We start from the raw sequence: 13,182 nt of genomic DNA, 5'->3' as shown, positions 1-13,182 counted from the left end.
GGTTCCTTCTCCCTCGGACGGTTCCCCCAGTATATAAAGATGCGGTAACGGCGCCGCTCAGCGCCCCCAGCCGGCGGAGGCCAGGGCCTGCCGGAGCAGGTCGCCGCGGCCGCCGGAGAATTCGTTGTACACCTCGGGGCGCAGCGCCTCCTCGGGCGTCAGCCAGGACAGCTCCAGGGCATCCTGCCGGGGATTGCACTCACCGGTCACCGGAATCACGTAACAGAGCGCGACGGCGTGCTGGCGTTCATCGGTCAGCCCGGTCTGCGAGGGCGCGGGGAAATACTCGGCCACGGTGAACGGGGTCAGGCAGGGCGGCAGCTGGGGCAGCGCCATGGGCCCGAGGTCCTTTTCCAGGTGGCGCAGCAGGGCCGCGCGGATGGTCTCGCGGTACATGACCCGGCCCGAGACGAAGGAGCGCACGATCTGTCCGTCGTTGGTCCCCTGCAGCAGCAGGCCCACCTCGGTCACATAGCCCAGCGGGTCGCAGCGCACCGGCACAGCCTCCACATAGACCATGGGCAGCCGCTGCCGGGCTTCGTGGAGATCCTCCTCCGAGAGCCAGCCGGGATAAGGGTCTGGGGTACGAACGCTCATAGCAGTGTTCTACCGCAAAGCCCGGCCGGGCGTCATTCGGCACGCGGCGCTTCTGCCCGTGGCTGAACCCGGCACGGACACGGGATCAGGACGGGGCGGCGGAGGAACCGGTGCTGTCCCTTGCCCCTCCGCAGCCGAGCGGGGACGCTGGTGGCAGGCCCCGGTGCCGGCGCCACCTGCGTCCCCGGCGGGCCCCGAGGAGGAACCATGTGCCGTCTGTTTGGAATGCACACCGGCACGCCGGCGAAGGCCACGTTCTGGCTGCTGACCGCCCCGGACAGCCTGGCGCAGCAGAGCCGCCGGGAAGCGGACGGGTTCGGCATCGGGCTCTTCGATCCCCAGGGGCGGCCCAAGGTGGACAAGGCGCCGATCGCCGCGTACGAGGATGTGCAGTATGCGGCGGAAGCCCGCGAACTGGAGGGCACCCCGTTCGTGGCGCACATCCGGTACGCCAGCACCGGAGGAGACACCCTGGTCAACACGCATCCGTTCCTGCAGGAGGACCGGCTGCTGGCCCACAACGGGGTGGTGGAGGACCTGGGGCTGCTGGAGGACCGGCTGCGGCAGCTTGGGGTCATGGACCTGGTGCGGGGCCAGACGGATTCGGAGCGGGTCTTTGCCCTCATCACCGGGGAGGCGCGCGGCAACGGAGGCGACTTGGGGGCGGCGATCACCGCGGCCCTGACGTGGGTGGCGGAGAACCTGCGCCTCTACGCGGTGAACCTCATCATCGCCACCGACGGCGAACTGTGGGCTGTGCGCTATCCGGACACCCATCCGCTGTACGTGCTGCAGGTGGCTGGCGAAGAGCCGCACAAGGGCCAGCACTCGGTACGGATCAGCGTGGAAAGCGAGGACCTGGCCCGCAACCGGCGCCCCGCCGTCGTCATCGCCACCGAAAAGATGGACGACAACCCCAACTGGCGGCTGATGGACTCCGGCGAGGTGCTCCGCGTGCACAGCGGCCTGGACATGGAGCGCAGCTTTCCGCTGCCGCCGCAGCCAAGCCATCCGCTGACCCTGGCGGATCTCGATGAACACGCCGCCCAGTCGCAGCAGCCGCTCAAGGCCTCCGGCTGAATCCTCCGCCCGCCGCCCGGGCGGCGGCCTCAAACACCAGCCAGGCCTGCAGCTGCGTGGAGAGCCCGACGGCGGTGCCCGGCGGTTGCGCCGCGTCGGTGTCCCGGCCGGCGTGCCGGGCGAACACCGGCCGCCCGTCGAGGCTGCCCCGCCCCGCCCACAGGGCGTCCGCGGTAGCGTGGAGCAAATCGGCGGCCGCGGTCCGCGGGCCGTCCGGCAACCGCGGATCCACGGCAGCGGCGGCCAGGTAACGGGCCAGGATGCCGGTGAAGAGGCCCCCGTCGCCGCCGTCATGGCTGCGCAGCACGCCCTCCGGCCCGGCCAGGTGCACGGCCACCGCCTCCACCAGCCCGGCGGCCGCGGCGAGGTTCGCGGATCCGCCAAGCTCCAGCAGCGCCCCGAGCACCGGCCCCTGGTTGTAGCTGTAGACCGCGCGGTCCAGCGTGGGCTTTGAGCCGCGCATCCGGATCCCGTCCAGGAACAGGCCGGACTCCGGGTCCTGCAGCGTGCCCTGCAGCCAGTCCACCAGCTCCTGCGCCCGGCCGCGCTCGCCGAGGCGGGCGAAGTGCAGGGCGGCGGGACCGGTGGCCGCGGTGTTCTTGTAGTTGCGGTCCCGGTTCCACCAGAGCCCGCCGCCGAGCTCCGGCGTATGCGCCGACACCAGTGCGGCGGTCAGCTGCCGAGGCGTTCCGGCGCCCCCGCCGAGCGCGCCCATCCGGTGGGTGGCCAGGGCCAGCCAGGCCATGTCGTCATAAAAGCTGTTGGTCCAGCGCAGGCCGTTGCGGACGGCGATGCCGCGCGCCAGCCGCCGGGACATCCGCAGCGCGGCGGCCGCTTCACGGGCCCGCCCCGCGGCCTGCAGCCGCTCGGACCGGTCCAGCAGCGCCTCCAGATAGTGGGCCTGCCACCAGTAGTGCCAGGGCCCGGCCGGAACCAGGCGCCGGAGCCCGGCCGCCGGCGGCGCGGGAGCCTGCACCCGGGCCAGGTGGGTGCCCGGCAGGCCGAGCGCCCGGCCGCCGAAGGTACGCACGACGGCGTCGGCCGCCGCCTCCGCCCGGGCGGCGGGAGCGGCATCGGGTACGGCTGCGGGATCCACCATGGCCCCAGCCTAACCAGCCGCCGCAGGACAGGCCGCGGAACGTCATGGAAGAGCAGGCACGGCCGGCGCTGCTGCATCTGTGGTGCAGACCACAGTAGGCTCGGAGTCCAGGCACCCATCTGCAGGAGGAATCAGTGGACATTTCCGGTACATCGGCCCTCGTCACCGGCGGCGCGTCAGGACTGGGCCGGGCCACGGCCCGCAGGCTCTACGACGCCGGCGCGACCGTCATCCTGGTGGACCTGCCCTCCTCCGGAGGGCTGGCCTACGCCGCGGAGCTGGGCGACAACGCGCACTTCGTGCCCGGGGACGTGACCGATCCGGAGCAGGTGCAGTCGGCGGTGGAGGCAGCCATGGCGGCCGGGCCGCTGCGGATCGCCGTGAACTGCGCAGGCATCGCCACCCCGGGCAAGGTGCTCGGCAAGGACGGAGTGCTGCCCCTGGCGGACTTCGCCCGGGTCATCAACGTAAACCTGATCGGCACGTTCAACGTCATCCGGCTGGCCGCGGCCGCCATGGCGGAGACCGAACCGGTCGAAGCCCAGGGCACCGCGGAGCGCGGCGTCATCATCAACACCGCATCGGTGGCGGCGTTCGACGGGCAGATCGGCCAGCCCGCCTATGCGGCGTCCAAGGGCGGGGTGGCGGCCATGACGCTGCCGATCGCCCGCGAACTGGCCCGGCACCTGATCCGCGTGGTGACCATCGCCCCCGGCATCTTCGAGACGCCGATGATGGCCGGGCTGCCGCAGGCCGCCCAGGACTCGCTTGCCGCCCAGGTTCCGCACCCCTCGCGGCTCGGGCGGCCCGGGGAGTACGCGCAGCTGGTGGAGCACATCGTGGCAAACCAGATGCTCAACGGCGAAACCATCCGCCTGGACGGGGCCATCCGGATGGGCCCGCGCTGACCTGACGGCGCGCCGGCGAACCGCCGCCGGAGCCGACGGCGGCTCCGGCGGCCTCGGCCGGCGTCAGGCGGCGGCGGGCCGGTACCGGGCGAGCGGGTTGGCCAGCCGGCCGGAGAACTGCAGGCCGCCGGAGGGATCGGAGATGTCCAGCATCTGCTGGTTGTCCCGCAGCTGCAGCCGGTTCAGGCAGGAGCGCGCGAAATCGGCGGCAAACAGGTCATGCGCGGCGAACCGCTCCGCCAGCTCCGGGTGCTCGCGCTGGTACTCCAGGACGACGTCGGCGACCGCACTCCAGAACCCATCCGCGTCCAGCAGCCCTTCCTCGGCCAGGATCGCGGCGAGGAAGCGCAGGAAGCAGTCGAACACGTCCGTGAAGAGGGAAAGCACCTTCTCCTCCTCCGGAATCTCGATCCGGATCCGGCGGGCCGCCTCGGGCAGGGGCACCGCATCGCCCATCACGATGACCTCCTCGCCGATGTCCTTCATGAACACCCGCTCCGGGACGCCGTTCCGCAGGGCGAGGATCACGTTCTCGCCGTGCGGCATGAAGGCGAGGTCGTAGGCGTAGAAGCAGTGCAGCAGCGGCACGAGGTAGGCCCGCAGAAAGCTGCCCAGCCAGCGCCGGGCGGGCAGCCCGGAGCGGCGGATGAGGGCGGCGGCCAGTGGCTGCCCGTTCCGGTCCACGTGCAGCAGCGACGCCATGGTAGCCAGCTGCTCGCCGTCGCGCAGCCGCGGCAGCGGGCTCTCCCGCCACAGCGCGGCGAGCATCTTGCGGTATGCCGAGCCCTTCGGGGCCGCGGCCTGCAGGTGCCGGTTCGTGTACCCGACGGCGGCCACCTCGCGCAGCACCTCGAAGCCGGTTTCGCGCAGCACCGCGTCCCCTGCGGCGAGGTCGGCCACCCACTGGTTGATGGCAGGCGTCGAGCGCATGTACTCGGAGGACAGCCCGCGCATGAAGCCCATGTTCACCACGGACAGGGCGGTCTTCACGTAGCAGGCGGCGGGGCGGTCCCGGTTGAAGAAGGTGCGGATGGACTGCTGCGCCTGGTAGCTGTCCGGGCCGGTGCCCAGCGGCACGATGTGGCCCTCGGCAATGTCGGCCGCGAACGTGACCGTGAGCTTGTGCTCCCACTGCCACGGGTGCACCGGGATCAGCACATATGCCTGCGGGTCCAGGCCCCGGGCCGCCAGCCGTGACTCGAAGTGCGCCAGCAGCTCCGGGCCGAGCTCCGCGGCCAGGTGGCGGCGGTAGGTCAGCGTGTCCACCGCGTTGAACTCGGTGCGGTCCGCCCGCCCGGCGATCCAGGCCAGGTGCACCGGGGCGCCGGCTTCGGGTGCGTAGGCGAGGAAGTCGCCGCGGCCGAAGCCGTGCCGGCCGTTGTTCGCGACGAAGCAGGGGTGGCCTTCGCTCATGGCCTGCTCCACGGCCTGGAAATCGGCGGCCGGGTCCGTGCCGCCGGTGACGCCGGCGGCCAGCTCGGCGCTGCCGGGCCGGTCCGGGGACTGCTTGAAGGCGTGCGAAGCGAGGGTGGCGCTAAGCTCCTCGAGGTACACCGGCAGCATCTTGTCCCGGATGCCCAGCGTGGCGGCGAACTCCGTGATGAAGTCCAGCGCGTCCGGCGGCAGGTCCTGCCCGCCGCGGATCCGCCGGATGCTGCCGGCGTCGACGCTCCAGTGCTCCAGGTCCAGGATCCGGGCCCGGAAGTGGTACTCGACCGCGCCGTCGTCGGACACCAGCCGGTAGCCGCGCAGGCCGCCGGCGCCGCCCAACGCCGGTGCGGTGCCCTCGCCGTCGGGAACCGGGGCGAGGATCCGCTCGTGCGAGAACTCGGCGATCGCCTTGCGCACCAGGTGCCGGTTCGCGGACGCCCAGCGCGGGGCGTCCAGATGGTCAGGGGAGGGCAGCGGTCCGGGCGTGCCGGCGGGTCCGGCGGCGGCAGCCGACGGCGCGGCGGGAACGTCGGCGGGCGCGGCGGCGGGAGCGGCCGGGGCCGGGCCGGGTGCGCTGGTGTGGGTCAGGCTCATGCGGAAACTCCTTGGAGCGCGGCGGTGAACTGCGCGCGGGTGCAGAAACTCAGCCGGGCGGTCTTCTCCGGCAGCCGGATGTCGCCGGCCGGGCGGAAACCGTACCGCTCGTTGAGGGTGTGGATTTTGGTGTTGCGGACGTCCGGCTCCACCACGATGCGTTCCACCGCGGGGTCCGCGAAGAGGAACTGCATCACTGCGGCGAACACGGCGGAGGTGTAGCCGGGGCGCGGGGTGTCCGGCGGCCCGACCAGCAGGTGCATGCCGCGGTCTCCGGGGGCGACGTCGTAGTGGGCGGCGAGCGGCGAGGCGGCGGGCGCGTAGCTTTCCATCAGGAAGGCCGGTTCCCCGTCCTCCAGGCCCAGGAACGCGTCATGGTCCGGGTTGGCGGCGATGCCCGCATATTCGGCTTCGACGTCGGCCGGCGAGGCCTCCTGCATCATCCAGTAGCGGGCGTAGGGCCGGGTGACCCAGGAATGCAGCAGCGCGGCGTCGGCGGGCGGGTCCACCGGCCGGAACTCGAACCTCATGCGCCCGCTCCGATCCGTGCCGCCGGCGTGCCTGCCGCTGGGCCGGTGCGGGGCCTCCCGGGCCCGTCAGCACCGGGGGCCGGGGCGCCGAATTCCTGGAACGTGGTGGCAGCCTCCACCGGGTAGTACTCGAAGCCGAGGATCTCGCGCAGGATGGTCGAGTTCCGGTACGCGGCCATGCCCAGGTCGGGGGTGACGAAGCCGTGGGTGTGCAGCTCGGCGTTCTGCACGAACAGTTCGCCCGGCTCCACGCCGATCCCGTAGCTGCGCGAGACGTCGAACCGTCCGGCGGCGTCGCGCCGGATCCGGTGGCTGATGCCGGCCAGGAACTCCGGTTCCCGGTAGGCGTAGCCGGTGGCCAGCACCACGGCCTCGCTGTCCAGGGCGAAGCCGCTGCCCTGCTCGCCGTGCCGCAGCCGCAGCCGGTGGGTGCCGGCGTCGGGGTCCCAGGCGGCTGATTCCAGTTCGACGCCGGTCAGCAGCCGGGTGCGCGGCGAACCGGTGACGCTCAGTTCGTAGAGCGTGTCGTAGATCTGGTTGATCAGGTCGGAGTCGATGCCCTTGTAGAGGTTCTTCTGCTCGGCGACCAGGGCGTCCCGGGTGGCCGCCGGCAGGGCGTGGAAGTAGTCCACGTAGTCCGGGCTGGTCATCTCCAGGGTCAGCTTGGTGTACTCCAGGGGGAAGAACCGGCCGGAGCGGGTCACCCAGTTCAGCTCGGCGTCCGGGGCGCGGTTCTGCAGTAGGTCCAGGTACACCTCGGCGGCGCTCTGCCCGCTGCCGACGACGGTCACCGACCCGGCGGTGAGCAGTTCCGGACGGTGGGCCAGGTAGTCGGCGTTGTGCAGGGCGGTGCCGCCGGCCTGCGGAAGGTGCCGGGCGCCGTCGGGCAGCCAGGGAGCGGTGCCGGTGCCGAGCACCAGCCGGCGGGCCCGGTAGGTTTCGGTGCCCCGCGGTCCTTCGGCGGTGACCGTGTAGAGGCCTCCGCCGTGGGTGACGGCGGTGACGCGGGTGCCGAACCGGACGCCGGGCAGCTGCTCGGCGACCCAGCGGCAGTAGGCGTTGAATTCGGCGCGCAGCGGATAGAAGTTCTCACGGATGTAGAACCGGTAGATCCGCCCGGTCTCCTTGAGGAAGTTCAGGAAGGAATAGCGGGAGGTGGGGTCGGCGAGGGTGACCAGGTCGGCGAGGAACGGCACCTGCAGGTGGGCCGAGGGGAGCATCATGCCCGGATGCCAGTCGAAGCCGGGCCGCTCGTCCAGGAACACGGCGTCCAGGGCGGCGATCGGTTCGCTCAGCGCGGCCAGGCCCAGGTTGAAGGGTCCGACGCCGATGCCGAGCAGGTCGTGGACCCGCTCCGGTTCCGCGCCGCGGTGCCGTGCGGAGGCGGTGTCCGGTGTGGAGGCTGCGGGGGGAAGCGAGGAGTTCATGCGGCCGCTCCGTTCGGGAGGGTGCCGAGGGCACGGATGCGGTCCAGGATGGCCCGGACGTCGGCCGCCGTGGCTTCGGCGTTGAGCAGGGTGAGCTTGAGCCAGTGCCGGCCGTCCACCCGGGTGCCGGCCACCACGGCCGAGCCCTCGGCGGCCAGCGCGCGACGGATCCGCAGCGCGGCGGCGTCGGCGGCGTCCTCGCTGCCGCCGGGCGGCCGGAAGCGGAACACCACGGTGCTCAGCTGCACGGGGGCGGCCAGCTCGAAGTCCGGATCGGCCTCGATCAGCGCGCCTGCGGTCTCGGCGAGGTCGACGGCGGCGTCCAGCAGCTCCCCGACGCCGTCCGGGCCCAGCGTGCGCAGGGTGAGCCAGAGTTTCAGTGCGTCGAAGCGGCGGGTGGTCTGGATGCTCTTGTCGACCTGGTTGGGAATCTCCTCGGCGGCGGCGCTCGCGGGGTTGAGGTAGTCGGCGTAATAGGTGACGTGCCCCAGGGACGCGGCGCTGCGCACCAGCAGGGCGCTGGAGGAGACGGGCTGGAAGAAGGTCTTGTGGTAGTCGACGGTCACCGAGTCCGCCGCTTCGATGCCGGCCAGCCGGCTGCGGTGGCGGCGGCTGGTCATCAGCCCGCCGCCGTAGGCCGCGTCCACGTGCAGCCAGGCTCCGTGGCGCGCGGCGGCGTCGGCGCAGGCGGCCAGCGGATCGATACTGCCGAAATCGGTGGTGCCGGCCGTGGCGACCACGGCCATCGGGATCTCGCCGCGCGCCGCGCTCGCGGCCAGGGCCTGCTCCAGTGCGGCCGGGTCCATCCGGCGGTGCCGGTCGGTGGGAACGGTGATGACGGCGTCGTACCCCAGGCCGAGCAGGGCGGCGGACTTCTGGACGCTGAAGTGGCTGGCTTCGGAGGCGAAGATCCGCAGCTGGCCCAGCAGCGCCGGCAGCCGGTCCCGGTCCCGGCCCGGCTCGCGGCGCAGGCCGGCGACGGCGTGGTTGCGGGCAATGAGCAGGCCCTGCAGGTTGGAGGTGCTGCCGCCGCTGGTGAAGACGCCGTCGGCATCGGGACCCAGGCCCAGCCGGTCCGCGGTCCACCGGATCAGCCGCCGCTCCATCAGGGTGGCGCCCGCGGACTGGTCCCAGGTGTCCAGCGAGGAGTTCACGGCGGAGAGCACGGCCTCGCCGACCAGCGCCGGAATCACCACCGGGCAGTTCAGGTGCGCGGCGTAGCGGGGATGGTGGAACCAGACGGCGTCGCGCAGGTACAGCTCATCCATTTCCTCCAGCACCGCTTCGGTGTCCGGCAGCGGCGTGTCCAGGTCCACGGCCTCCACCGCCGGGGCCAGCTCGGCAGGGCGGACGCCGGTGAAGGGGTGTTCCACGGCGGCGACCCGGGCAGCGGTGTGCGTGACGGCGGCGGTGACCTCGCTGCGGTAGCGCTCCGCCGTGCGGCCGGTGAGCAGCTGGTCGACGGCGCCGGGCGTGCGGTCTGCGGCGGCGGGCGCGGCGGCAGCCGCATCGCGGGAAAGGACCGGATGCGCCGTGGGCGTCGGGCGTCGGTCCGCCTCGAGGGCCGGTTCGGGTTTCTGCAACAGCGTCACGAGGGACCCCTGTTCTGTGTGTTGCGTTGTCATAACGAAGGCAACCCTTACTTAGGACATCCTTTACGGCAAACTTTTGTGACGTAATCCCGCTGACGTGGGGAAATATTCAGCGGATTCGACTGGCAGGTCTTCCGCTGCGCAGCCGCCCGGGCATAATGACGCGCGAGCGGGGCAGGCATTCCGGGGCCCGTTCCGCCCGCTGCAGCGGCTTCCGCCCGGCTGATCCAACTGGTGCCGGGCGTCAAGGATCAGTAGGCTTACTATTAGGTCGCCGGTTCACCGGCGGCAGTCTTCGACGGAAAGGCAGAGCATGAGCGAGCAGAGCATTCCCGATCCCGAGCTGGGCGACAACCCGGTCCTGGCCAACGACGTCGCCGATGTTGCGACTCCGGACGAGCTGACCGTGGTCTCCGAAGAGGACCTGCTGGAGGAAAGCGAACTGACCGACGCCGAGGACCTCAGCTACCCCGGAGCGGCCGAGGACAACCCGGAGAACTGGCAGGACGACCCGCTGATCAAGGAGGAGCCGCTGCTGAACGAGCCCGGCGTCGAATCCGACCAGACCCTCCGCGACGACACCGCCGAGGAGCGCTTCTACGAGGGAGACAGCCAGATCCCGCCCGGCACGCCCACCATCGGCGAAGCCGCGGATGACGTCGACTTCGACGATCCAACGGTGGCGGACGAGGACGACGCCAGCGATGATCCCCTCAACCGCGGCGGCGACTCCCTGGCGGAGTTCGACGCCGAGGACACCGAACGCGGCATCTGAGCCCAGCCTGCTCCGGAGGCAGCCGTGAAAGCAGTGTCCTGCTCCGCCTACGGCGGCCCCCGAGCAGCTGACCTACGGTGACCGGCCCGAGCGCAAGCTCGGGCCGGCAAGCGTTCCCTGAACGCCCGTGTCCTAGGGTTGTCGGGTGCCTTCCTTCCGTGCCCAGCTTGAAATCCTTGCCCTGCATCCGGGACAGCGGCCCGAAGCGGTGATGGACACCGCCGTCGCCGTCCTGGGCAGCCTGCACCTGGTCGAGGCGAACCAGCTGGACATCGCGGCCGGCATCCCCCGGATCACCCTGCGCTTCCTCGTGGACCCGGCCGACTGGGAGGCGGAGAGCCGGCAGGCCACCCGTGCGGCGCTGTCGATGCGGCACGCGGTGGCGGAGGTGGCCGACGTCGGCCGGCTGCGGATCCTGCGCCGCCGGCGCGGGCGGTGGGAGCCGGTCTAGGCGTGCCGCCGGCGCGGCAGATCAGACCTCGAAACGGCCGCCGGACTGTCCGGCGGAAACGCCGAGAGGTTCAGCCCGCTGCGGTACTCCACCTCGCGCCGGGTCAGCGGATCGGTGAAGCGGATGGAGCGGGCCAGCAGCTGCAGCGGATTCGCGTAGTCGTCCGGAGCCTCATCCAGCAGGTCCGGATAGAACCGGTCATTCAGGATGCCGATGCCCAGAGAGGCCATGTGCACCCGCAGCTGGTGCGTCTTGCCGGTGTGCGGCAGCAGCCGGTACCGGCCCAGCCCCGCCCGCTGCTCCAGCAGCTCGATCCGGGTCTCGGCGTTCGGCTCGCCCTCGACCTCCCGGGCCAGCAGATACGTGCGCGACTTCTCCATCCGCGAGCGCAGTGTCAGCGGCAGCTCCAGATCGCCGCGGACGGGAGCGATGGCTTCGTATTCCTTCTCCACGCGCCGCTTCTCGAACAGGACCTGGTACTTCCCGCGGGTGGCCGGATTCACGGCGAAGAGCAGGACGCCGGCGGTCATCCGGTCCAGCCGGTGGATCGGCACCAGGTCCGGCAGGTCCAGCTGCACCCGCAGCCGAACCAGGGCGGACTCCGCCACGTACATGCCGCCGGGGGTGGTCGGCAGGAAGTGCGGCTTGTCCACCACCAGCAGGTCCTCGTCACGGTGCAGGATGTTCAGCTCCACCGGCAGCCGGGTTTCGGCGGGCAGTTCCCGGTAGTACCAGATGAACGTGTGCTCGCTCAGGGGAGTGGTGCGGTCCAGCGGAACGCCGCCCAGCCCGACGACCTCCCCGCGGTCGAAGCGGTCGACGATGCCGTCCGGATCTACGTGGCCGAAGCGGTCCAGGACGTACTCCATGGCGGTGGCCCAGGGGCCCTCGGCGGGCAGCCGCAGGCGGGTGGCGTTGACCCCGTTGCGGACGGGCAGCGGGGATTGCATCACGGTTCAAGGATAGCCGCGGGCGGACCGACGGTCGGCGCGGAGGCGGCTCCTGCAGCAGGCCGGAAGCGGGCGGGGCGGCGGCGGTACTCTGGAACCGGTGTTCGACGCACGGCCCCGGCGCAGCTGCCCCGGCCCGCGGCACCTGAACCAGACGTGAACGGAACCGCCTTGCCCTCTCCTGCCCCGAACCCGGCACCTGCCCTGCAGCCTGCCCCGGCCCGCCAGACCGTCCTCGGTACCCTGCGCTCACCGCGGCTGCTGAAGACGGAGGTCCTGGCCGGGCTCGTGGTGGCGCTGGCGCTGATCCCGGAGGCCATCGCCTTCTCGGTGATCGCCGGCGTCGACCCGCGGATGGGCCTGTTCGCCTCCTTCACGATGGCGGTGACCATCGCCATCGTGGGTGGGCGTCCGGCCATGATCTCCGCCGCCACCGGCGCCGTCGCCCTGGTCATTGCCCCGGTGGTCGCCCAAAACGGCGTCGAGTACCTCATTCCCACCGTCATCCTGGCCGGGATCATCCAGATCCTGCTGGCCGCCGTCGGCGTCGCGAAGCTGATGCGCTTCATTCCCCGCTCGGTGATGGTCGGCTTCGTCAACGCCCTGGCCATCCTGGTGTTCTCCTCGCAGCTGCCCGAACTGATCGGCGTGCCCTGGCTGGTCTACCCGGTGGTGGCCGTCGGGCTGCTGATCGTGTTCCTGCTGCCGCGGTTGACGACGGCGGTGCCCGCCCCGCTGGTCGCGATCGTGGTGCTGACCGTCGCCGCCGTCCTGGCCGGCTGGAACCTGCCGACCGTGGGGGACAAGGGTGAGCTGCCGGACTCGCTGCCGGCCCTGCTGTTCCCGGACGTGCCGCTGACGCTCGAGACGCTGCAGATCATCGCCCCCTACGCGCTGGCCATGGCGTTCGTGGGCCTGCTCGAATCGCTGCTGACCGCCAAGCTGGTGGACGACATCACCGATACCCGCTCCTCCAAGCCTCGTGAGGCTGCCGGGCAGGGCATCGCCAACATCGTCACCGGGTTCTTTGGCGGCATGGGCGGCTGCGCCGTCGTCGGGCAGACCATGATGAACGTCAAGGCCTCCGGTGCCCGCACCCGCATCTCCACCTTCCTCGCCGGCGTGTTCCTGCTGATCCTGGTGGTGGTGCTGGGGGACATCGTGGCGCTGATTCCGATGGCCGCGCTGGTGGCCGTGATGATCTTCGTCGCGTACGCCGCGTTCGACTGGCACAGCATCCGCCCCGACACCCTGAAGCGGATGCCAAAGTCGGAGACCGCTGTCATGGTGACCACCGTGATCGTCACCGTGGTCAGCCACAACCTGGCGATCGGCGTCGGGGTGGGCGTGCTGGCCGCCATGGTGCTGTTTGCCCGCCGGGTGGCGCATTTCGTCACCGTGCAGCGCGCGGTGGCCGACGACGGTGCGTCGGTCACCTACGCGGTCACCGGCGAGCTGTTCTTCGCTTCCTCGAACGACCTCTACACGCAGTTCGAGTACGCGGCGGATCCGGCGCAGGTGCGGATCGACCTGAGCGGCGCGCATGTCTGGGACGCCTCCACCGTGGCGGCGCTGGACTCAATCACCGAGAAGTATCGGACCCGCGGCAAGACCGTGACGATCACCGGCCTGAACGCCGCGAGCGCCAGCATGCAGGAACGCATGGGCGGCCGGCTGCCCTAGCCGCAGGAGCGCGGCGGCCGCGGCGCCTGCATGACACAGTGTGACGGAAACCATCCGTCAATTAG

The 13,182-nt window shown here is 71.4% G+C and carries 12 protein-coding genes; 5 read left to right on the top strand and 7 right to left on the bottom strand.

Translation table 11 applies throughout. The annotated features are described in order from the left end of the window. Positions 1-57 precede the first annotated feature (57 nt). Complete coding sequence (locus AC5RUW_RS13675) at positions 58-597, bottom strand: NUDIX hydrolase family protein (protein WP_494161182.1); 540 nt, start codon at positions 595-597, stop codon at positions 58-60. A 207-nt stretch (positions 598-804) separates the two neighbouring features. Here AC5RUW_RS13675 and AC5RUW_RS13670 point away from each other — a divergent pair, with 207 nt between their 5' ends. After that, positions 805-1,677: a class II glutamine amidotransferase gene (locus AC5RUW_RS13670; RefSeq protein ID WP_494161181.1), complete on the top strand. Its 873-nt coding sequence runs from the start codon at positions 805-807 to the stop codon at positions 1,675-1,677. Here AC5RUW_RS13670 and AC5RUW_RS13665 read toward each other — a convergent pair. After that, complete coding sequence (locus AC5RUW_RS13665; protein ID WP_494161180.1) at positions 1,661-2,776, bottom strand: glycoside hydrolase family 76 protein; 1,116 nt, start codon at positions 2,774-2,776, stop codon at positions 1,661-1,663. The two genes, AC5RUW_RS13670 and AC5RUW_RS13665, sit on opposite strands and share 17 nt — an antisense overlap. Before the next feature lie 134 nt (positions 2,777-2,910). On the opposite strand from AC5RUW_RS13665, the gene AC5RUW_RS13660 reads away from it, so the two are divergent. Then, entirely contained in the window at positions 2,911-3,684 is a 774-nt protein-coding gene (locus tag AC5RUW_RS13660) for a 3-hydroxyacyl-CoA dehydrogenase (RefSeq protein WP_494161179.1), read from the top strand. Between the two features lie 63 nt (positions 3,685-3,747). On the opposite strand, the gene AC5RUW_RS13655 is transcribed toward AC5RUW_RS13660, so the two are convergent. The 4 genes from AC5RUW_RS13655 to AC5RUW_RS13640 are packed head-to-tail and all read right to left on the bottom strand — an operon-like array spanning position 3,748 to position 9,258. Then, entirely contained in the window at positions 3,748-5,709 is a 1,962-nt protein-coding gene (locus tag AC5RUW_RS13655; protein ID WP_494161178.1) for an IucA/IucC family protein, read from the bottom strand. After that, the gene (locus AC5RUW_RS13650) at positions 5,706-6,239 is read right to left on the bottom strand and encodes a GNAT family N-acetyltransferase (RefSeq protein ID WP_494161177.1); all 534 of its coding nucleotides are present in this window, start codon (positions 6,237-6,239) and stop codon (positions 5,706-5,708) included. The genes AC5RUW_RS13655 and AC5RUW_RS13650 overlap by 4 nt, the downstream gene beginning before the upstream one ends. Next, the gene (locus tag AC5RUW_RS13645) at positions 6,236-7,666 is read right to left on the bottom strand and encodes a lysine N(6)-hydroxylase/L-ornithine N(5)-oxygenase family protein (RefSeq protein WP_494161176.1); all 1,431 of its coding nucleotides are present in this window, start codon (positions 7,664-7,666) and stop codon (positions 6,236-6,238) included. The genes AC5RUW_RS13650 and AC5RUW_RS13645 overlap by 4 nt, the downstream gene beginning before the upstream one ends. Continuing rightward, entirely contained in the window at positions 7,663-9,258 is a 1,596-nt protein-coding gene (locus tag AC5RUW_RS13640) for a pyridoxal phosphate-dependent decarboxylase family protein (protein ID WP_494161175.1), read from the bottom strand. The genes AC5RUW_RS13645 and AC5RUW_RS13640 overlap by 4 nt, the downstream gene beginning before the upstream one ends. 313 nt (positions 9,259-9,571) lie before the next feature. Here AC5RUW_RS13640 and AC5RUW_RS13635 point away from each other — a divergent pair, with 313 nt between their 5' ends. Then, positions 9,572-10,033: a hypothetical protein gene (locus AC5RUW_RS13635; protein WP_494008215.1), complete on the top strand. Its 462-nt coding sequence runs from the start codon at positions 9,572-9,574 to the stop codon at positions 10,031-10,033. A 145-nt stretch (positions 10,034-10,178) separates the two neighbouring features. After that, positions 10,179-10,484 (top strand): hypothetical protein, encoded by a 306-nt coding sequence (locus tag AC5RUW_RS13630; RefSeq protein WP_494008216.1) that lies wholly within the window; start codon positions 10,179-10,181, stop codon positions 10,482-10,484. Here the strand turns inward: AC5RUW_RS13630 and AC5RUW_RS13625 are convergent. Further along, positions 10,481-11,434, bottom strand: coding sequence for an RluA family pseudouridine synthase (locus AC5RUW_RS13625; RefSeq protein WP_494161297.1), 954 nt, complete (start codon positions 11,432-11,434; stop codon positions 10,481-10,483). The two genes, AC5RUW_RS13630 and AC5RUW_RS13625, sit on opposite strands and share 4 nt — an antisense overlap. Positions 11,435-11,605: 171 nt before the next feature. On the opposite strand from AC5RUW_RS13625, the gene AC5RUW_RS13620 reads away from it, so the two are divergent. Further along, a complete protein-coding gene (locus AC5RUW_RS13620) occupies positions 11,606-13,117 on the top strand; it encodes a SulP family inorganic anion transporter (protein WP_494161174.1) in 1,512 nt (503 codons plus the stop codon). Positions 13,118-13,182: the final 65 nt, after the last annotated feature.

It is taken from the genome of Arthrobacter sp. Y3222053 (assembly GCF_059092805.1).
This window is presented reverse-complemented; position numbering and strand designations above follow the sequence as displayed.

Excerpts from the sequence above, each read along its gene's own strand:
- AC5RUW_RS13645 (WP_494161176.1), bottom strand. The coding sequence starts at position 7,666 with ATGAACTCCTCGCTTCCCCCCGCAGCCTCCACACCGGACACCGCCTCC.
- AC5RUW_RS13655 (WP_494161178.1), bottom strand. The coding sequence starts at position 5,709 with ATGAGCCTGACCCACACCAGCGCACCCGGCCCGGCCCCGGCCGCTCCC.
- AC5RUW_RS13675 (WP_494161182.1), bottom strand. The coding sequence starts at position 597 with ATGAGCGTTCGTACCCCAGACCCTTATCCCGGCTGGCTCTCGGAGGAG.
- AC5RUW_RS13635 (WP_494008215.1), top strand. The coding sequence starts at position 9,572 with ATGAGCGAGCAGAGCATTCCCGATCCCGAGCTGGGCGACAACCCGGTC.
- AC5RUW_RS13650 (WP_494161177.1), bottom strand. The coding sequence starts at position 6,239 with ATGAGGTTCGAGTTCCGGCCGGTGGACCCGCCCGCCGACGCCGCGCTG.
- AC5RUW_RS13665 (WP_494161180.1), bottom strand. The coding sequence starts at position 2,776 with ATGGTGGATCCCGCAGCCGTACCCGATGCCGCTCCCGCCGCCCGGGCG.
- AC5RUW_RS13625 (WP_494161297.1), bottom strand. The coding sequence starts at position 11,434 with ATGCAATCCCCGCTGCCCGTCCGCAACGGGGTCAACGCCACCCGCCTG.
- AC5RUW_RS13670 (WP_494161181.1), top strand. The coding sequence starts at position 805 with ATGTGCCGTCTGTTTGGAATGCACACCGGCACGCCGGCGAAGGCCACG.